Here is an 18,388-nt window from a genome sequence, read left to right as displayed (position 1 = left end):
CATGCCGTTCAAAAGCCTCCTCGCGCTCGGCCTGGCCCTGTGCGCAGGCGTGGCCCATGCCGACGCCACCCTCGACAAGATCGGCCAGCGCCACGCCATCAGCGTCGGGGTGATCCTCAGCGGCCCGCCGTTCGGCACCCTCGACCCCAAGACCGGCGAGCACCTGGGTTACAACGTCGAACTGGCCAAGGCCGTCGGCCAGGCGCTGGGCGTCGAGGCCAAGACCGTTTCGGTGCTGGCGCCCAATCGTGTGCAGTTCCTGCAGCAGGGCAAGGTCGACATTCTGATCGCCAATATGCAGTTCACCGAAGAGCGCGCCGAGATCCTCGACTACGTGCCCACGCCGTACGAAGAAGTCGGCGGCGCGGCGTTGATTCGCAAAGGTGCGGGCATCAAGCAATGGGCCGACCTCAAGGACAAGCCGGTGTGCGTGTCCCAGGGCAGCAACTTCATCAAGCCGTTGCAAGACACCTACGGCGCGCAGATCAAGGCGTTCCGCAGCCAGTCCGAATCGCTGCTGTCGTTGCGCGGCAATGGGTGCGTGGCGGCGGTGCACGTCAGCCCGACCATGCACGCCTTGCTCGGCGACGCCGAGTGGGCCGGTTATGAGATACCGCTGCCGGGTGACCTGATTCCCTCCAACTCGGTGATCTGGATTCGCAAGGGCGAGCACGACACCCAGGCCCGGCTCGATGCCATCGTGAAGGGCTGGCATAAAAGCGGCTTCCTGATTGCCCTGGGCGAGCGCACCGGCATGGCGCCGTCCCAGGCCCTGCGCGATTTGCACGAGCAGTACAGCCATGAGTGATGCGCTGTTCGCCACCCTGCAGCAACTGCTCGGCAGCGCCCATGTGCAGAGCAGCGCGCAGGCGGCGCAGTACCTGACCGACAAGCAGGGGCGCTACACCGGCCAGGTCGTCGCGGCGGTGCACCCGGCCAACACTGAAGAAGTGGCGGCGGTGGTGCGTGCCTGCGTGGCATTGAAGGCGCCGATTGTGGTGCAGGGCGGTAACACAGGGCTGATGGCCGGCGCCACGCCGGATGCCAGCGGGCGCTCGGTATTGCTGTTGCTGGACCGGATGAACCGCGTGCGCGATGTCGATACCGACAACGACACCCTGACCGTGGAAGCCGGTTGCATCCTGCACGACGTCCAGGCCACGGCGCGTGCGGCCGGCCGCCTGTTTCCCCTGAGCCTGGGCGCCGAAGGCAGTTGCACCCTCGGTGGCAACCTCGGCACCAATGCCGGCGGCACGGCGGTGCTGCGCTACGGCAATACCCGCGAGCTGACCCTGGGGCTGGAAGTGGTGACGGCCGAAGGCGAGATCTGGCATGGCCTGCGCGGTTTGCGCAAGGACAACACCGGCTACGACCTGCGCGACCTCTACATCGGCAGCGAGGGCACCCTTGGCATTATCACCGCCGCCACCTTGAAGCTGTTCCCGCAGCCCTTGGCCCAGGCCACGGCGCTGCTGGCGTTCGATGAACTGGCCCAGGCCGTCGCCTTCCTGTCCCATGCCCGTGCCGGCTTCGGCGCGAACCTGACTGCCTTCGAATTGCTCTCTGCCGATTGCCTGGCGCTGCTGCGCGAGCAGTTCCCCCAAGGCCCGCAGCCGTTCAAGGGCGCGCGCCAACCCTGGTTCGCCCTGATCGAACTGTCCGACAACCACGGCGAAAGCCATGCCCGCGAAGCCTTCGAACACGTCTTGGGTGAGGCCTTCGAACAGCGATTGATCAGTGATGCGCTGATCGCCGAGAGCCTGGCGCAGAGCCAGGCCCTGTGGCTGCTGCGCGAAAACATGAGCGAGGCGCAGAAACGCGCCGGGCGCAACATGAAGCACGATATCTCGGTGCCGATTTCCCAGGTGGTGGCGTTCGTGGCCCAGACCGATGCGTTGTTGCAGCAGCACTTTCCCGGCGTGCGCCACTTCACCTTCGGCCATCTGGGCGACGGCAACCTGCATTACAACGTGGCGCATCCGCTGGGTTCGACGGTGGAGGCGCACATGGCGCACTACGCGCAGTTGAGCGCGATGGTGCACGACAGCGCCCACGCCCACGGTGGCTCGATCAGCGCCGAGCATGGCATCGGCCAGCGTAAGGTCGGCTTGCTGGGTCGCTACAAAAGCGCGGTAGAGCTGGACCTGATGCGCCGTATCAAGCAAGCGCTCGACCCGCACAACCTGCTCAATCCCGGAAAAGTCCTCGAGGTGCAGCCATGAGCGTACGTCTGTCGCGGCGCGTGCAGCGGGTGTCGCTGTCCGCCAACGCCGCCGCCAAATCCCGCGCCACCGAGTTGCGCGAGGCCGGGCGCGACATCCTCGACCTCACCACCGGCGAACCGGATTTCGACACCCCGGAGCCCGTCAAGCAGGCCGCGTATGCCGCCATCGCCGCCGGCGCGACCAAGTACACGCCAACGCCGGGGGTGAAGGCATTGCGGCTGGCGGTGCAGGGCAAGCTCGCCGCTGAAAACCGCTTGGACTACCCGCTGGCCGGCATCGTGATCGCCAATGGCGCCAAGCAGATCATCTTCAATGCCTTCGCCGCCACGCTGGATGACGGCGATGAAGTACTGGTGCCGACGCCTTACTGGCCGTCGTTCCCGGACAGCGTGCGCTTCAACGGCGGCGATCCGGTGTTGATCGAATGCGGCCTGGAACAGGGCTGCAAGTTGCTGCCGGCCCAACTGGAACAGCACCTCACCCCGCGCACACGCTGGTTGATTCTCAACAGTCCGGGCAACCCCAGTGGCGCGGTGTACAGCCAGGCCGAGCTGACGGCGCTGGCCGAGGTGTTGCGCCGCCATCCCCAAGTGCTGATCCTGCTGGATGAACTGTATGAACATATTCGTTTCGACGGCCGCCCGGCGCAGAGCCTGTTGAATGTCGCCCCGGACCTGCAGACGCGTTGCCTGCTGGTGGGCGGCGTGTCCAAGACCTACGCCATGACTGGCTGGCGTATCGGCTTCGGCGCCGGACCGCAAACGCTCACCGACGCCATGACGGTGGTGCAGTCGCAATCCACCTCCGGTGCGTCATCGGTGGGCCAGGCCGCCGCGTTGGCGGCGTATTCCGGCGGACTGGATTTTCTCGCGGAACAGGTCGCCACTTATCAAGTGCGTCGGGACAGGCTGGTCCAGGCGTTGAGGCAGGTCGACGGCCTTGACGTGCTCGAGCCCCAAGGCGGTTTCTTCGTGTTTGTGCGCTGCGCCGGGCTGCTGGGACGCTTGCGCCCGGATGGCCTGCGCCTGGACGACGACGCTGATGTGGTCGCCTGGCTGCTGGAACAGGGCGTGGCGGCGGTGGCGGGCAGCGCCTATGGCCTGTCGCCGTGGTTTCGCCTGTCCATTGCCACGGCGACCGACAGCGTTGTCGAGGCCGGACGGCGTATCGCCAACGCCTGCGAGCAGTTGCGATGATGGAAGTGTTCGTGCACTGGGCCGCCGGTATTGGCCTGAACTACAGCTTTCTGCTCGATGCCTACCAGCGCGGCTCCCTGGTCCAGGGGGCGTTGACCACGGGTTTGCTGTGCCTGTTCACGGTCATCGGCAGCCTGCTGGCGGGCATCGGCCTGGCGGCGATGCTCACCTCGGGCAACCCGTGGTTGGCCAGGCCTGCGCGGGTATTTATCGAAGTCACACGCAATACGCCCACCCTGGTGCAGCTGTATTGCGCGTTCCTGGTGCTGAACATGCTGCTGACCCAGGCGGTCGGCGCGGCCAACCCGCTGACGCCGTTCGCCTGGGTGGTGATCGTGATTTCCCTGCACAAGGGCGCGTTCCATGCCGAGGCCTTGCGCGCCGGCATCGAGGCGGTGCCCGCGGTGACGCTGGAGGCCGCCAGTTCCCTGGCCTTCAGCCGCCGCCAACTGCTGTGGAATGTGCAACTGCCGCTGGCGCTGCGCTTTGCCTTGCCGTCGCTGATCAACAACCTGATCGACCTGGTGAAGATGACTGCCGTGGCCTCGGCCATCGCGGTGGGCGACATCACCTACGCGGCGATCATGATCTGGACCCAGAGCGACAACGTGCTGGAGCTGATGATCCTGATCCTCGGCTTTTTCGGCCTGCTGAGCTTTATCGTCAATTGTGTGGGGCGCTGGCTCGAAGCGCGCCTGAGGATGCCCGGCTATGGCCACTGATTCATTTGCGGTGCTGTCGGCCTTGCTACAATGGTCGCCGGCGCTGCTGGCCGGTTTCGGCCAGAACATTCTGATCAGCCTGCTGGCGATTGCCATCGGTTCGGTGCTGGGCCTGTTGATTGGCGCACTGGCGCTGTCGCCCCTGGGGTTTGTCGCACTGCTGTGGGTGCAGGTGTTTCGCAATGCGCCGTGGCTGGTGCTGATCTATTTCACCACCTACGTGTTTCCGTTCGAAATCCACATTGGCAACAGCTACGTGTCGTTCCCCGATTGGGTCAAGGTCACCCTCGGCCTGGCGCTGCCGGCCAGCGCCAACGTGGCGGAGATCTTTCGCGGCGCCATCGGTTCGATCCCCAGCACCCAGTGGGAAGCTGCGCGCTCGCTGGCCTTCACCCGTGGCCAGTTGTTCCGCTCGATCATCCTGCCGCAGTGCTTCAAGCGCATGTTGCCGCCCTGGATGAACCTTTACGCCGTGGTCACCATGGGCACCGCACTGGCCTCGCTGGTGGGCGTGCATGACGTGATCGACACCGCGCAGATCGCCAGCAACACGGTGAACATGACCGGCTTCACGGTGGTGATCTACCTGAGCCTGTTGGTGCTGTTCTTCGCCTATTGCTACCCGATCTCCCGTCTCACCCAACACCTGGAGCGCCGTTATGCCTTCTATTGAACCCTTGGTGAGCCTGCGGGATGTGCACCTGTCGTTCGGCGCCAACCCGGTGCTCAAGGGCATCGATCTCGAGGTGCTGCGCGGCCAGGCGGTGTCGATCATCGGCCCGTCGGGCTCGGGCAAGTCCACGATCCTGCGCTGCATCACCGGGCTGCTGCAGCCCCAGCGCGGCAGCATCCGCGTGGGCCAGACCCAGGTCGACACCCTGGCCCAGGAAGCCCAGCGCATCGAGCTGCGCAAGCGCGTCGGCTTTGTGTTCCAGCAGTACAACCTGTTTCCGCACCTGTCGGTGCTGGAAAACCTGGTGATCGCGCCGCGCAAGGTGCTCGGGCGCAACCGCGCCGAGGCGGAAAAAGACGCGCGGGCGCTGCTGGCCAAAGTGCGCATGGAGCACAAGGCCGATGCCTACCCCGGCCAATTGTCCGGCGGCCAGCAACAGCGCGTGGCGATTGCGCGCGCCCTGGCGATGCGCCCGGAGCTGATCCTGTTCGATGAAGTGACCTCGGCGCTCGACCCGGAAACCGTCGGCGAAGTGCTGACGGTGATCCGCGAACTCACCGAAGAGGGCATGACGTGCGTGCTGGTCACCCACGAAATGCGCTTCGCCGAAGAGATCAGCGATGTCGTGTACTTCACCGAACACGGGGTGATTGTCGAGCATGGCAGCGCCGCACACATCTTCCAGAACCCGGCCAACGAGCGCACCCAGACGTTCCTGCGCCATGCCCTGGGCGACGCGGGGCGCCGTGGCCCGATTGCCCACGACCCGTACCTGCTGGCCAATTTGAGCCGCTACAGCCTGTCTGTCTGACCTGAGGAAATTCGTCATGAGTACCGAAAACCGTGCCGCCGTCATCGAAGCGTTTTTGCAACAGGTCCGTGTGATCAACCAGCGTGGCGTAGACCGCGCAGCGCTGGTGCAGATCGTTGGCCTGCTGGAACGCCTGGCCGAACGTCGCGACCTGTTCAACTTCGACCAATTCCCCGCACCGGTGCCGGGGCAGGGCAGCACGGCGTTCCGTTATCGCCTCAACGATGACGGCGACACCCCGACGCTGTACCTCAACTCGCTGTTGCCGGGCAAAAGCACGATCCCGCACAACCACGAGACGTGGGCGATCATCACCGCGATTGAAGGCCAGGAAATCAACTACGTCTATAGGCGCAGCGACGCGGGCCGCGAACCGGGCTTCACCACCCTGACCCTGGAACAGGAAGTGATCGTGCAGCCGGGCACCTCGATCTCGTTCCTCGGCGAAGACCTGCACGGCATAAAGGTTGAAGGCGAACAGGCGACGTTGCATTTCCACCTCTACGGCCTGCCCTTGGAATCGTTGAACGGCCGTTACGGCGTGGAAGCGGACGGCCGCATCCTCAACTACAACGCCTCGCAGATGGCACCGTCGATTCGCGCCTACTGATCGTTCCCCTGTGGGAGGGGCGTCGCAGTCACTTTTCTTTTAATTGTTGGGACTTCCATGAGCCAGACCATCACCCCGCATCAACTGCAGCAGTGGCTGTTCGACGGGCAGGAAATTGCGCTATTCGACGTGCGCGAACTCGGGCAATACGGCGAGGCCCACCTGTTTCACGGGGTGAACCTGCCCTATAGCCGCCTGGAGCTGGAAGTACGCCGCCTGGCGCCCAACCCCCAGGTGCGCCTGGTGATCTACGACCAGGACGGCGGTGAGGTCGCGGCAGCCGTGGCCACGCGGTTGCAGGCGCTGGGCTACAGCCGTGTGAATGTGCTGGAGCGCGGGGCGGACGGCTGGCAGGCGGCGGGCTTGCAGTTGTTTGCCGGGGTGCATGTACCGTCCAAGGCCTTCGGCGAATTGGTCGAAGCGGCCAGCCATACGCCCCACATCACCGCGCGGCAATTGGCCGAGTGGCAGGCGCGGGGCGAACCGCTGGTGCTGCTGGACGGGCGACCGTTCGAGGAGTACCGCAAGATGACGATTCCCGGTTCCATCTGCTGCCCCAACGGCGAGCTGGGCTATCGCGTGCATGACCTGGTGCCGGACGACACCACCCCCATCGTCATCAACTGCGCCGGTCGCACCCGCAGCATTATCGGCGCGCAGACCCTGATCAACCTCGGCTTGAAGAATCCGATCTACGCCCTGGAAAACGGCACCCAGGGCTGGCACCTGGAAGACTTGCCGCTGGAGCACGGCAGCACGCGACGCTATGCCGATCCCGCCAGCCCGCAGCTGGATCGCCAGCGCCAGGCCGCACGGCAGCTGGCTGAGCGGGCAGGTGTGGAACAGGTTTCGGCGGATCAGGTGCGCCAGTGGGCCGACGACAGCCAGCGCAGCCTGTTCCTGTGTGATGTGCGTACCTTCGAAGAATTCGCCGCCGGCAGCCTGCCGGGTGCGCAACATACCCCGGGCGGGCAGTTGATCCAGGCCACCGACCTCTACATCGGCGTGCGTCAGGCGCGGGTGGTCGTGCTGGACAGCGAGGACGTACGCGCGCCGATCGTCGCCAGTTGGCTGCGCCAGCTGGGGCATCAAGCCTACGTGTTGAGCGGCGGCATCGACAGTGGCCTGGCGTTGCCGACAGTGCAGCCGGTGGCGTACGAACCGCTGCCGTTGATCAGCGCCGCAGCCCTGGCGCTGGAATTGAACGAGGTGGACCTGGTCGACCTGCGCCCCAGCATGGCGTATCGCAAGGGGCATATCGCCGGCTCGCGCTGGTCGATTCGTCCGCGACTCACGGCGGGGCATCGGCCCCAGGTGCTGGTGGCGGACGATCCCGCATTGGCGGCCTTTGCCGCGCAGGGGCGCGCGGTACGCCTGCTCGAGGGTGGTTTCGCGGCCTGGGTCGCGGCCGGCCTGCCGGTGGATGCAGACCCGCACTCGCCGCCCGACGCGCAGTGCATCGACTTTCTGTTCTTCACCCATGACCGTCACAGCGGTAACAAGGACGCGGCGCGCCAGTACCTGGCCTGGGAAATCGGCCTGCTGGCGCAGATGAGCGCGGCGGAGATCGCCAGCCTCAAGCCGTTGGCGCCGGTGTCGCGGGTGCGTACGCGGTTGATTCACGCCGCTCGGACTGAAAGGGGCCACGGCGGCCGCGCGGTCAATGTGCCGATCACGCGCCTGAGTACGGTGCTGTTCGACAACCTGGCGCAGATGCGCGACGCCCGGGCCCGGCGGGACAGCGAGCGGGTGCTGAGTTACGGCGCGCGGGGCAACCCGACGGCCCATGCCCTGGAAGACCTGGTCACCGAGCTGGAAGGCGGCTATCGCACCCGGCTGTATGGCACCGGCCTGGCAGCGGCGGCCCAGGTGTTTCTGGCCTACCTGCGCCCCGGCGACCATGTGTTGATCACCGACGCGGTGTATTCACCGGTGCGCAAGCTGGCCCGTGAATTTCTCCAGCCGTTCGGCATTGAGGTGAGCTATTTTCCCGCCGATGGCCAGGGCCTGGAACACCAACTGCAGGCCAACACCCGGCTGGTCTACGCCGAAGTGCCGGGTTCGCTGTTGTATGAGCTGTGCGATCTGCCGGCGATTGCCGCGCTGTGCAAGCCACGCGGGATTCTGCTGGCGGTCGACAATACCTGGGGCTCGGGCTACCTGTACCGGCCCCTGGCACTTGGCGCGGATATTTCCATCATGGCCCTGACCAAATACCTCGGCGGCCACAGCGACGTGATGATGGGCAGCGTGTGCACCACCGCCGCCGCCTGGCCGGCGCTGGGCAGGATGAGCGATACCTTCGGCAATGCGGTGAGCGCCGACGATGCCTACCTGATCCTGCGCGGCGCGCGCACCCTGGCGTCGCGCCTGGATGTGCATGAACGCCAGGCCTTGCACATTGCCCAGTGGTTGCAGGCGCAACCGCAGGTCAAGCGGGTGTTCCATCCGGCGCTCCCCACCCATCCTGGGCACGCCTTGTGGCGCCGGGACTTCACCGGCAATAACGGCTTGTTATCGTTTGAGCTGGCGAAGGCTGACATCGGCTACCTCGAACGTTTTATCGATGGCTTGCAGCTGTTTGGCCTGGGCGCCTCGTGGGGCGGCTATGAAAGCCTGGTCACCGTGGCCGACACCCAGGACCGCGACAGTGCCACCGACCGTGGGTTGAACCCGGTGGTGCGGCTGCATATCGGCTTGGAAGATGTCGCGGCATTGCTTGAAGATCTGCAGCGCGGCTTTGCACGGGCCGGTGAACGGCTTGAAGGCTCACCGGCTTGACGTGCGTTCCATGACCGACAGGTTCTGTAACAAAAGCGCCATCGCGCTGGGGATTGAATAAGGGAAGGGCTATTTTGGTGCATCTCAATAAATAGAGTAGCCATGGATGAAATACCAACCCTTCAGCTGCACCTTGATTGCCACTGCCCTCCTGTTGACGGTCAGTGGTGTGCACGCCGCTTCCCAGGCCCCGGTGGCCGGTGAAAATGGCATGGTGGTCACCGCCCAGCATCTGGCCACTCAGGTCGGCGTGGAGGTGCTCAAGGCCGGCGGTAACGCGGTGGATGCGGCGGTGGCCGTGGGCTATGCGCTGGCGGTGGTGTACCCGGCGGCGGGCAACCTGGGCGGCGGCGGTTTCATGACCGTGCAACTGGCGGACGGGCGCAAGACCTTCCTCGACTTTCGCGAAAAAGCCCCGCTGGCGGCCACGGCCGATATGTACCTGGACAAAGACGGCAATGTGGTCGAAGGCCTGAGCGCCAAGGGCCACCTGGCCGTCGGTGTACCTGGCACTGTCTCCGGCATGGAGTTGGCGCTGAGCAAGTACGGCACCCTCAAGCGCGCCCAGGTGATCGCGCCGGCGATCAAACTGGCGGAGAACGGCTTTGCCCTGGAGCAAGGTGATATCGACCTGCTGCACACCGCCACCGGCGAATTCGAGAAAGACCAGGATCTGCGCGGGATCTTCCTGCATAACGGCCAACCGATGCAGGTCGGCCAGAAACTGGTGCAGAAGGACCTGGCCAGGACCCTCAAGGAAATTTCCGCCAAGGGCAGCGATGGCTTCTATAAAGGCTGGGTCGCCAACGCCCTGGTGGAGTCGAGCCAGGCCGGCAAGGGCCTGATCACCCAGGCTGACCTGGACACCTACAAGACCCGCGAACTGGCGCCTATCGAGTGCGATTACCGTGGCTACCATGTGGTCTCGGCGCCGCCGCCAAGCTCTGGCGGCGTGGTGATCTGCCAGATCATGAACATCCTCGAAGGCTACCCGATGGCAGACCTGGGGTACCACTCGGCCCAGGGCTTGCACTACCAGATCGAAGCGATGCGCCACGCCTATGTAGACCGCAACAGCTACCTCGGCGACCCGGATTTCGTGAAGAACCCGATCGCCCATCTGCTGGATAAAAATTACGCGGCCAAATTGCGCGACGCGATCGAGCCACACAAGGCCGGGGATTCCCAGGCGATCAAGCCGGGCGTGCCGCCCCATGAAGGCAACAACACCACCCACTATTCCATCGTCGACACTTGGGGCAACGCCGTTTCCGTCACCTACACCCTCAATGACTGGTTTGGCGCGGGCGTGATGGCGAGCAAGACCGGGGTGATCCTCAACGATGAAATGGACGACTTCACCGTCAAGGTCGGCGTGCCGAACATGTACGGCCTGGTCCAGGGTGAAGCCAACGCCATTGCGCCGGGCAAGGCGCCGCTGTCGTCGATGAGCCCGACTATCGTGACCAAGGATGGCAAGACGGTGATGGTGGTGGGCACGCCAGGCGGCAGCCGCATTATTACCGCGACCTTGCTGACCATCCTCAATGTCATCGACTACAAGATGAACATTCAGGAGGCCGTGGACGCGCCGCGCTTCCACCAGCAGTGGATGCCGCAGACCACCAACCTTGAAACCTTCGCGGTGAGCCCGGACACCCAGAAGATCCTCGAGAGCTGGGGGCATACGTTCGCCGGTCCCCAGGACGCCAACCACCTGGCCGCGATCCTGGTGGGCGCGCCGGCGCTGGGTGGCAAGCCGGTGGGCAACAACCGCTTCTATGGTGCGAATGACCCGCGTCGCAACACGGGCCTGTCGTTGGGTTACTGAGGCCGACTCGCTCGCGCATGGAACATCTGCGGCATTTCGGGGCTCTATCCCAAGAGCCCCGAAAGGACCCCACCCCATGAAAGCGCTGAAAATCGCCACCTTCAACATCAACGGTATTCGTGCCCGTCTGCCTAACCTGCTGCAATGGCTGGCCCGCGAGCAGCCGGACGTCGTTTGCCTGCAAGAACTCAAGGCGCCGGAAAGCCTGTTTCCCTATGCTGATTTCGAAGCGGCCGGCTACGGCGCGATCTGCCTGGGCCAGGCCTCATGGAACGGTGTGGCGATTCTGGCCAAGGACGCGCAGCCGCTGGAAAGCCGGCGGGGCCTGCCCGGTGACGAGGGCGACCAGCAAAGCCGCTATATCGAGGCGGCCGTGCACGGCGTGTTGGTCGGCTGTTTGTACCTGCCCAACGGCAACCCGCAACCGGGGCCTAAATTCGACTACAAGCTGGCCTGGTTCGAACGCCTGATCGACTATGCCCAGGCGTTGCAAGCCAGTGATCACCCGGTGGTGCTGGCCGGGGATTTCAATGTGGTGCCCACCGACCTGGACATCTACAACCCACGCTCCTGGCTCAAGGATGCGCTGTTGCAACCCGAGAGCCGTGCCTGCTATCAACGCCTGCTTGACCAGGGCTGGACCGACTCAGTGCGTCATTTGTACCCCGAAGAGCGGGTGTATACGTTCTGGGACTATTTCCGCCAGCACTGGCAGAAAAATTCCGGCCTGCGCATCGACCACCTGTTGCTCAATCCTGCGCTCAAGCCCTATCTCAAGGACGCGGGCGTCGATGCCTGGGTGCGTAACGAGGCGCATGCCAGCGACCACGCGCCGACCTGGATTCAGCTCGGCACGCGCAAAAAGCGTTAACCGACCGTTGTCGCCCCGAGCAAGCGCTCGACGGCGGCAAACGCTGCGTCCCGGCGCGCTTGCCAGTCTCCCCGGATCACCACCACAGGCTGGTGGTGCGCGTGCAGCCAGTCCAGGCTGGCCTGGAAGAACGCTCGGCGGTCGGCCAGGTCGGGTTGGCAGCGCTGGCCGTCGGCGCTCCATTCCACGTCTTCGGGCGACAACAGCAGATGCAGGTCGTAGTGACGGGCCAGCAGTTCGCTGTCGAGCCAGCTGGGGCAGTCGCCGAACAGGGTCTGGCTCCAGAGTGTGTTGGTCAGCAGGTGGGTGTCGAGGATCAGCAGAGCAGGCTGTGCTGCGCGGGCGGCGTCTTCCCAGGCCAACTGGCCCTGGGCAATCGCCGGGATATCCGCCAGGCAGGTATCGCGCTGGTGATGGTCGATGAAATGACGCACGTATTCACCCACCATCAGCCCGCCGAAGTGCGCGTGCAGCTCAGCCGCCAGCCAACTTTTGCCGCTGGATTCAGGGCCCGCCAGCACCACCACTTTCATGCGTGCAACGCCGGGTCGGCGCGCCATTCACGCCAGCCTTGCACGGCAATCACGGTGAACAGTGCGTAGAGCGCGGCGGTGAGGTAGAGACCTTTGTAGAGGAATAGCCCGACGAAAATCACATCCACCACGATCCACAGCGGCCAGCACTGCACGCGTTTTTGCGCCATCCACAACTGCGCTACCAGGCTGAAACCCGTCAGGGCCGCGTCGAGCCAGGGTTGGGCGGCGTCGGTCCAGTGGGCCATGGCGGCGCCGAGCAACAGGCTGAACACCGCGCCGACGACCAGGGCGGTCAAGATCGCCGGCCAGCTCAGGCTGCTGACCTGACGGCCTTGCTTGACCGCGCCGGCACGGGTCCATTGCCACCAGCCGTAGACTTGCAGCACGGCATAGACCCCCTGCAGCAACATGTCGGAATACAGCTTCACGTCAAAGAACACCCAGGTATAGAGCAACACCATCACCAGGCCGATAGGCCAGCACCAGGGGTTCTGCTTGACCGTCAGCCACACAGCGATCACCCCCAGGGCGGCGGCGAACAGTTCAAGCCCGGACATGGCGGTTCCTTGGGAGAGTGGAAGAGGGCGCTGATTGTACCTACAGGTCATCCATCCTCAAACAGCGGAGGGCTAATGTGGCAATGGGCGGGTTCCCGAAGGCTGGGATCAGTCGCTGGTGGCGGTGACTGACACACTGCCATCGAGGCATAGGTATCTACACAACTCTGTAGCAGCCTACGGTAACCACGATGCGAAGCGAGTCGCTCTTGATCTTGATCCTGCTCTTGATCTTAGGCGCCCCGTTAAACCACGCTGGCCGGAATTCGACAGTGATTTGGGGGGTAAACCGGCAGGGATGCCGGTTTAGCCGCCCCGCGCCATGGATGGCGCGTGGCGGCGGCCCCCCAAGTCACTGTCGGATTACGGGCACACCGAGCCTAGGCGAGGTGCCGAGTGGTGGGGCAAGAGCGTTTTGCTTACTTTTGCGCTTTTCAAAAGTGAGACGCCGTAAGGGCGGAACCCTAAGCCGCCGTTACCGCAGCAACGGATATGTACTCGCTCTGATCCAGCATCCTGGTCGGCTGTCAGGCCGCAATCGGGGGCAAGTCGAATCGTCGCACCGCCCCTCCCACATTTGGAACGTGGGGCATCAGTTAGAGAGGCTTCGGGTCCCGAGCCGCCACAGGTTCAGGGCCATACCAAAGTTGTGTAGATACCCATGGCCATCGGGCGCAAGCCCTAATGCCAGTCAGTCAAGCGAAAGTGGTCCACTGTAATTGATCTTCATTGTCTGTGAAAATCTTCATTCGCCACTTTCGCTTCCAGCTTCTACCCTGAGTGCAAGCCCTCAGGAGTAGGAGCGCCCATGTACAAAGACCTGAAGTTTCCCGTCCTTATCATGCACCGCGACATCAAGGCCGACACCGTTGCCGGTGATCGGGTTCGAGGCATCGCCAGGGAGTTGGAGCAGGAGGGCTTCAGTATCTTTTCCGCCGTGGACTACGCCGAAGGGCGACTGGTGGCGGCCACCCACCACGGCCTTGCCTGCATGCTGATCGCCGCCGAGGGCGCCGGGGAAAATACCCATTTGCTGCAAAACATGGTCGAGCTGATCCGCCTGGCGCGGGTGAGGGCGCCCAACCTGCCGATCTTCGCGCTGGGCGAGCAAGTCACCCTGGAAAACGCCCCGGCGGATGCCATGAGCGAACTCAACCAGTTGCGCGGCATCCTGTATCTGTTCGAAGACACCGTACCGTTTCTCGCGCGCCAGGTCGCGCGTGCGGCGCGCGCCTACCTCGATGGTTTGTTGCCGCCGTTCTTCAAGGCCCTGGTGCAACACACCGCCGACTCCAATTACTCCTGGCACACCCCGGGCCACGGCGGTGGCGTGGCGTATCGCAAAAGCCCGGTGGGGCAGGCGTTTCACCAGTTCTTCGGGGAAAATACGTTGCGTTCGGACTTGTCTGTCTCGGTCCCCGAGCTGGGTTCGCTGCTCGATCACACCGGGCCGCTTGCGGAAGCCGAAGCCCGCGCGGCACGCAATTTTGGCGCTGACCACACGTTTTTCGTGATCAACGGCACCTCCACCGCCAACAAGATCGTCTGGCACTCCATGGTCGGTCGCGATGACCTGGTCCTGGTCGACCGCAATTGCCACAAGTCGGTACTGCATTCGATCATCATGACCGGCGCGATCCCCTTGTACCTGTGCCCGGAGCGCAACGAGCTGGGGATCATCGGCCCCATCCCCTTGAGCGAATTCAGCGCCGACTCGATCCGCGCCAAGATCGACGCCAGCCCGCTGACCCATGGCCGTCCGGCGAAGGTAAAGCTGGCGGTGGTCACCAACTCCACCTACGACGGCCTGTGCTACAACGCCGAGCTGATCAAGCAGCAACTGGGTAACAGCGTCGAGGTGCTGCACTTCGATGAGGCCTGGTATGCCTACGCGGCGTTCCACGAGTTTTTCGCCGGGCGCTACGGCATGGGTACCTCGCGCACGCCGGACAGCCCGCTGGTGTTTACCACGCACTCCACCCACAAACTGCTGGCGGCCTTCAGCCAGGCGTCGATGATTCACGTGCAGGACGGCGGAGCGCGGCAACTGGACCGTGACCGCTTCAACGAAGCGTTCATGATGCATATTTCCACCTCGCCGCAATACAGCATCATCGCCTCCCTGGACGTGGCGTCAGCGATGATGGAAGGCCCGGCGGGTCGCTCGCTGTTGCAGGAAATGTTCGATGAGGCCCTGAGTTTCCGTCGTGCGCTGGCCAACCTGCGTCAGCATATCGCCGCTGATGACTGGTGGTTTTCGATCTGGCAGCCGCCGTCGGTGGCCGGTATCGACCGGGTCGTCACCGCGGACTGGCTGCTGCACCCTCAAGATGACTGGCATGGTTTTGGCGACGTGGCTGAAGATTATGTGCTGCTGGACCCGATCAAAGTCACCCTGGTTATGCCCGGCCTAACCGCCGGCGGCGCCTTGAGCGATCGCGGGATTCCCGCCGCCGTGGTCAGCAAGTTTCTCTGGGAGCGCGGCCTGGTGGTGGAAAAAACCGGGCTGTATTCTTTCCTCGTGCTGTTTTCCATGGGCATCACCAAAGGCAAATGGAGTACCTTGCTCACCGAGTTGCTGGAATTCAAACGCAGCTATGATGCCAATACCAGCCTGGCCAGTTGCCTGCCCTCGGTCTATGCCCAGGGGCCGGTCCGTTATCAGGGCCTGGGGTTGCGCGACCTGTGCGACCAGTTGCACAGTTGTTACCGCAGCAACGCGACGGCCAGGCATCTGAAACGCATGTACACGGTGTTGCCGCAGATCGCGATGAAACCGGCCGATGCCTACGACCAGTTGGTCAGGGGCGAAGTGGAAGCGGTATCCATCGATGCCTTGCCAGGACGCATCGCAGCCGTGATGCTGGTGCCGTATCCGCCGGGTATTCCGCTGATCATGCCGGGCGAGCGCTTTACCGAGTCAACCCGTTCGATCATCGACTATCTGGCGTTTGCCCGGACGTTCGATAGCAGTTTTCCCGGTTTTGTCGCCGATGTGCATGGGTTGCAACACGAAGATGACGGCAGTGGTCGTTGTTACACCGTCGATTGCATCAAAGGTTAAGGAACGTTATGCAAGCTGTCATGAACCCGAAGTATCCAGGGCTCAGTGTGCGAGTCGCCGACGAAGGCTTCGACGCTTATGTATGGGGCAATGACTTCAGTTTTGAGGTCAGCGCCTATGGTGTGCCGCAGATGGGCAAGCGGGTCGATCAATGGCCGGTGGAGCGCATCCTGCCGTACCGCAAGTGTTACGGCATCGACCCTGAAGAATTCGCCAGCTTTCGCAGTGCGGCCGACAGCGCGGTCTTCATGGCCTATCTGGATGATTGCGCGGTGGGCCACGTCGTGATCAGTACCAACTGGAACGGTTTTGCCCATGTCGACGAGTTGGCGGTGGCGCTGCCTGCGCGGCGTCACGGTGTCGCCAAGGCGCTGTTGGACGTGGCGCAGTTCTGGGCACGCAAGAAGAACCTGCCGGGCATGATGCTCGAAACCCAGAACAACAACCTCGGTGCCTGTCGCCTGTATGAACGTAGCGGGTACGTGATGGGGGGTATCGATCAACTGCGCTATCGTGGCATCGACCCGCAAACCCGCGAAGTGGCGATTTTCTGGTATCGGCTGTTCAAGAGCGAAGTCGAATCGATCTGAGACGGGGTAGCACGTCAGCTCGCGTCTACTGCGGCTTGGTGTCGTTGGACAGCAGGTTTTCGGCCTTTTGCGTGACGATCTCCAGCAGTGCATTCAGGGCCGGTGAAGCGGCCCCGTCCTGCAAGGTCAATGCATACAGGTTGACGCTGATCGGGGGTGATATCGGGCACACATCCAGCCCCGCGTCCCGCGCACCGAAGGCGGTGAACGGGTCGACCACCGCCAGGCCTTCTCCCGCCTCGACCATGCTGCGCATCATCTGGTACGTCTGTACCCGCGTCTGCACCACCGGCAGCGGGCGCAGGGCCTGCAGCTTGGCGTCCAGCAGACGACTCAGCGGGTCGTGGCCTTCCAGGCCAATCATCGACTGTCCCGCCAGATCCTGCAGCGCAATGTACTTCTGCTTGGGTTTCAGCCAGCCATGGGGGGCAAGCAATTGAAGTTTGCCTTGGGCCAGCACGCGACTCTGAATGTGCGGGTGTTGCGGGTCATGCAGGCTCAGGCCCACATCGGTTTCATGCAGCAACAGGCGCCTGACGATCTCCCGGGTCGGCTGGCTCGACAGGTTGCACGGCGTATCCTGGAACCGTCGGCGCAGCAGGGCGATGCTCTGGGGCAGTAATTGGTTGGCCAGCGGCGGGGTGCACAGCACGCGCAAGGTCGGCGCGTGATGGTGTTTCAAGCGGCTGGCCAGGCGCTGTATTGGCTCAAGCGCGTCGTACAGGGGGGCGATTTGCGCTTGCAGTTCCAGGGTTTCGCGGGTGGCTTGCAGGCGCCCGCGAACACTGGCAAACAGCATGAAGCCCAGTTGCAGTTCGGCATCCTTGAGCGTGGCGTCTACCTCGCCCACGGAGAGCTGCAACCACTCGGCGGCCGTGCCGAGGTGTCCGGTCTGCAAGATGGCCTGAATCACTTCGATATGACGTAAACGCATGGCCGGAGTCTATGTGCAGTGGGGTGGGGATTCAATGGCGCAGGTCCCCGTGCGCAAAAAAGACTGCACGGGTCGCCCCTGCCTATGGCGTTAAGCCAGGACCTCACTAGAATGAGGCGTCTGATCAGCAACGACCAATGCCGGGTACCCCGGTACTTACAACAAAAACAGGTCTGGTCTCAAATGCCTCTACCCTCGACGCTTTTCGGGGTAACGGCCAAGCAACTCCTGGTCCTGGTGACCGTGGGCTGCATGGCGGCTTACTTCTTCAATAATCACGATGAATACGCGCCGGAAAACCTCGCACTCGAAGCGTTTATCCGTTCCCAGGAACAGGTCGCCGAGCAGGTGGGCGCGGTGCTCGGTATGACGTTGATCAGGCAGGTGGAGGCGTATCCCGCTTACGATCGGTCGGGCTACAAGCGTTCGATGTATGCGGTGGAGGGGGAGAGAGGGCAGTTGGTGGTGACGCTCAAGCAAGGCGAGCAGGGCATTGAAGTAACGGAAATCCGCAGCCCGTAAGCATCCCCAGCCCAGTCGCCGGGACTGGGCAGGTGGACAGGGCGAAATCTTATGACACGCTGGTGGTTTTGGATTCGCGCACGATAATCGTGCCCAACTGGATCAATTTGAACTCATCACCTTCCAGTTTTTCTACACGGTCGCCAATGGCCAGCTTGTAGGAGGTGGTAGACGCCGAGCCAGCCAGGTCGCCGTGCGCCGGGTTGGATTCCTGGAACTCATGCACCGAATACACGCGGCCTTCCGCGTCTCTGGCATGAAACTGTCCGACTAATACTGCTGCCATCTGTTTAGAACCTCTGGAGATAAACACTCGATTTGCGGTTCTGTAGACCGTCAGTGAGCGGGGTAGTTTACCTATAAGAAAAAAATACTATTCGTTTAAAGTTTCAGATGTTTCCTACGCGGGCGCGAGCGTGGCGACTTCTTGGGCATTCGCAAAACACTCTGGTGCACGCGCCGCGA

Annotated in this window: 17 protein-coding genes; 13 read left to right on the top strand and 4 right to left on the bottom strand. The window is 63.4% G+C overall.

Annotation, left to right across the window (positions count from 1 at the left end):
* The first annotated feature begins 1 nt into the window (after position 1).
* The 10 genes from C4J85_RS15600 to xth all read left to right on the top strand — a co-directional run bounded on the left by C4J85_RS15600 (position 2) and on the right by xth (position 11,720).
* Positions 2–808 (top strand): transporter substrate-binding domain-containing protein, encoded by an 807-nt coding sequence (locus C4J85_RS15600; protein WP_124404426.1) that lies wholly within the window; start codon positions 2–4, stop codon positions 806–808.
* Positions 801–2,222 (top strand): FAD-binding oxidoreductase, encoded by a 1,422-nt coding sequence (locus C4J85_RS15595; protein ID WP_124410132.1) that lies wholly within the window; start codon positions 801–803, stop codon positions 2,220–2,222. The genes C4J85_RS15600 and C4J85_RS15595 overlap by 8 nt, the downstream gene beginning before the upstream one ends.
* Positions 2,219–3,421, top strand: a complete 1,203-nt coding sequence (locus C4J85_RS15590; protein ID WP_124410131.1) for an aminotransferase class I/II-fold pyridoxal phosphate-dependent enzyme — start codon at positions 2,219–2,221, stop codon at positions 3,419–3,421. The genes C4J85_RS15595 and C4J85_RS15590 overlap by 4 nt, the downstream gene beginning before the upstream one ends.
* Positions 3,418–4,143 (top strand): amino acid ABC transporter permease, encoded by a 726-nt coding sequence (locus C4J85_RS15585; protein WP_124404423.1) that lies wholly within the window; start codon positions 3,418–3,420, stop codon positions 4,141–4,143. The genes C4J85_RS15590 and C4J85_RS15585 overlap by 4 nt, the downstream gene beginning before the upstream one ends.
* Entirely contained in the window at positions 4,133–4,816 is a 684-nt protein-coding gene (locus tag C4J85_RS15580; RefSeq protein WP_124410130.1) for an amino acid ABC transporter permease, read from the top strand. Before C4J85_RS15585 ends, C4J85_RS15580 begins: the two co-directional genes overlap by 11 nt.
* Positions 4,803–5,627, top strand: a complete 825-nt coding sequence (locus C4J85_RS15575) for an amino acid ABC transporter ATP-binding protein (protein ID WP_124410129.1) — start codon at positions 4,803–4,805, stop codon at positions 5,625–5,627. Before C4J85_RS15580 ends, C4J85_RS15575 begins: the two co-directional genes overlap by 14 nt.
* Positions 5,628–5,643: 16 nt before the next feature.
* Positions 5,644–6,237, top strand: coding sequence for a cysteine dioxygenase (locus C4J85_RS15570; protein WP_124410128.1), 594 nt, complete (start codon positions 5,644–5,646; stop codon positions 6,235–6,237).
* A 57-nt stretch (positions 6,238–6,294) separates the two neighbouring features.
* A complete protein-coding gene (gene metC / locus C4J85_RS15565; protein ID WP_124410127.1) occupies positions 6,295–9,018 on the top strand; it encodes a cystathionine beta-lyase in 2,724 nt (907 codons plus the stop codon).
* A gap of 106 nt (positions 9,019–9,124) precedes the next feature.
* Complete coding sequence (gene ggt / locus C4J85_RS15560) at positions 9,125–10,849, top strand: gamma-glutamyltransferase (RefSeq protein ID WP_124410126.1); 1,725 nt, start codon at positions 9,125–9,127, stop codon at positions 10,847–10,849.
* Positions 10,850–10,925: 76 nt separating this feature from the next.
* A complete protein-coding gene (gene xth / locus C4J85_RS15555; protein WP_124410125.1) occupies positions 10,926–11,720 on the top strand; it encodes an exodeoxyribonuclease III in 795 nt (264 codons plus the stop codon).
* On the opposite strand, the gene C4J85_RS15550 is transcribed toward xth, so the two are convergent.
* Entirely contained in the window at positions 11,717–12,253 is a 537-nt protein-coding gene (locus C4J85_RS15550; protein WP_124411199.1) for an AAA family ATPase, read from the bottom strand. The two genes, xth and C4J85_RS15550, sit on opposite strands and share 4 nt — an antisense overlap.
* Entirely contained in the window at positions 12,250–12,813 is a 564-nt protein-coding gene (gene pnuC / locus C4J85_RS15545) for a nicotinamide riboside transporter PnuC (RefSeq protein ID WP_124370940.1), read from the bottom strand. Before pnuC ends, C4J85_RS15550 begins: the two co-directional genes overlap by 4 nt.
* 808 nt (positions 12,814–13,621) lie before the next feature.
* Here pnuC and C4J85_RS15540 point away from each other — a divergent pair.
* Together C4J85_RS15540 and C4J85_RS15535 are read left to right on the top strand one after the other, a co-directional pair.
* Positions 13,622–15,877 carry an Orn/Lys/Arg decarboxylase N-terminal domain-containing protein gene (locus C4J85_RS15540; protein WP_124410124.1) on the top strand — a complete coding sequence of 752 codons (2,256 nt, stop codon included), beginning with the start codon at positions 13,622–13,624 and terminating at the stop codon, positions 15,875–15,877.
* A gap of 8 nt (positions 15,878–15,885) precedes the next feature.
* The gene (locus tag C4J85_RS15535) at positions 15,886–16,467 is read left to right on the top strand and encodes a GNAT family N-acetyltransferase (RefSeq protein WP_124367282.1); all 582 of its coding nucleotides are present in this window, start codon (positions 15,886–15,888) and stop codon (positions 16,465–16,467) included.
* A gap of 25 nt (positions 16,468–16,492) precedes the next feature.
* Here the strand turns inward: C4J85_RS15535 and C4J85_RS15530 are convergent, their stop codons facing one another.
* A complete protein-coding gene (locus C4J85_RS15530) occupies positions 16,493–17,401 on the bottom strand; it encodes a LysR substrate-binding domain-containing protein (RefSeq protein WP_124410123.1) in 909 nt (302 codons plus the stop codon).
* Positions 17,402–17,584: 183 nt separating this feature from the next.
* Between C4J85_RS15530 and C4J85_RS15525 the strand changes: the two genes are divergently transcribed.
* Positions 17,585–17,923 (top strand): hypothetical protein, encoded by a 339-nt coding sequence (locus C4J85_RS15525; RefSeq protein ID WP_124410122.1) that lies wholly within the window; start codon positions 17,585–17,587, stop codon positions 17,921–17,923.
* Between the two features lie 49 nt (positions 17,924–17,972).
* Here the strand turns inward: C4J85_RS15525 and C4J85_RS15520 are convergent, their stop codons facing one another.
* A complete protein-coding gene (locus tag C4J85_RS15520) occupies positions 17,973–18,209 on the bottom strand; it encodes a hypothetical protein (protein ID WP_124410121.1) in 237 nt (78 codons plus the stop codon).
* Positions 18,210–18,388: the final 179 nt, after the last annotated feature.

The organism is Pseudomonas sp. R4-34-07 (assembly GCF_003852375.1).
GTDB lineage: Bacteria > Pseudomonadota > Gammaproteobacteria > Pseudomonadales > Pseudomonadaceae > Aquipseudomonas.
Note: the sequence above shows the minus strand (reverse complement) of the source record. Positions and strands in the feature narration are given on the sequence as shown.

What these genes read in the sequence shown, in the direction of transcription:
- C4J85_RS15570 (WP_124410128.1), top strand. Translation starts at nt 5,644, where the DNA reads ATGAGTACCGAAAACCGTGCCGCCGTCATCGAAGCGTTTTTGCAACAG.
- C4J85_RS15600 (WP_124404426.1), top strand. Translation starts at nt 2, where the DNA reads ATGCCGTTCAAAAGCCTCCTCGCGCTCGGCCTGGCCCTGTGCGCAGGC.
- C4J85_RS15530 (WP_124410123.1), bottom strand. Translation starts at nt 17,401, where the DNA reads ATGCGTTTACGTCATATCGAAGTGATTCAGGCCATCTTGCAGACCGGA.
- pnuC (WP_124370940.1), bottom strand. Translation starts at nt 12,813, where the DNA reads ATGTCCGGGCTTGAACTGTTCGCCGCCGCCCTGGGGGTGATCGCTGTG.
- ggt (WP_124410126.1), top strand. Translation starts at nt 9,125, where the DNA reads ATGAAATACCAACCCTTCAGCTGCACCTTGATTGCCACTGCCCTCCTG.
- C4J85_RS15585 (WP_124404423.1), top strand. Translation starts at nt 3,418, where the DNA reads ATGATGGAAGTGTTCGTGCACTGGGCCGCCGGTATTGGCCTGAACTAC.
- C4J85_RS15590 (WP_124410131.1), top strand. Translation starts at nt 2,219, where the DNA reads ATGAGCGTACGTCTGTCGCGGCGCGTGCAGCGGGTGTCGCTGTCCGCC.
- C4J85_RS15575 (WP_124410129.1), top strand. Translation starts at nt 4,803, where the DNA reads ATGCCTTCTATTGAACCCTTGGTGAGCCTGCGGGATGTGCACCTGTCG.
- C4J85_RS15525 (WP_124410122.1), top strand. Translation starts at nt 17,585, where the DNA reads ATGCCTCTACCCTCGACGCTTTTCGGGGTAACGGCCAAGCAACTCCTG.
- C4J85_RS15580 (WP_124410130.1), top strand. Translation starts at nt 4,133, where the DNA reads ATGGCCACTGATTCATTTGCGGTGCTGTCGGCCTTGCTACAATGGTCG.
- C4J85_RS15540 (WP_124410124.1), top strand. Translation starts at nt 13,622, where the DNA reads ATGTACAAAGACCTGAAGTTTCCCGTCCTTATCATGCACCGCGACATC.
- C4J85_RS15535 (WP_124367282.1), top strand. Translation starts at nt 15,886, where the DNA reads ATGCAAGCTGTCATGAACCCGAAGTATCCAGGGCTCAGTGTGCGAGTC.
- C4J85_RS15520 (WP_124410121.1), bottom strand. Translation starts at nt 18,209, where the DNA reads ATGGCAGCAGTATTAGTCGGACAGTTTCATGCCAGAGACGCGGAAGGC.
- C4J85_RS15595 (WP_124410132.1), top strand. Translation starts at nt 801, where the DNA reads ATGAGTGATGCGCTGTTCGCCACCCTGCAGCAACTGCTCGGCAGCGCC.
- xth (WP_124410125.1), top strand. Translation starts at nt 10,926, where the DNA reads ATGAAAGCGCTGAAAATCGCCACCTTCAACATCAACGGTATTCGTGCC.
- C4J85_RS15550 (WP_124411199.1), bottom strand. Translation starts at nt 12,253, where the DNA reads ATGAAAGTGGTGGTGCTGGCGGGCCCTGAATCCAGCGGCAAAAGTTGG.
- metC (WP_124410127.1), top strand. Translation starts at nt 6,295, where the DNA reads ATGAGCCAGACCATCACCCCGCATCAACTGCAGCAGTGGCTGTTCGAC.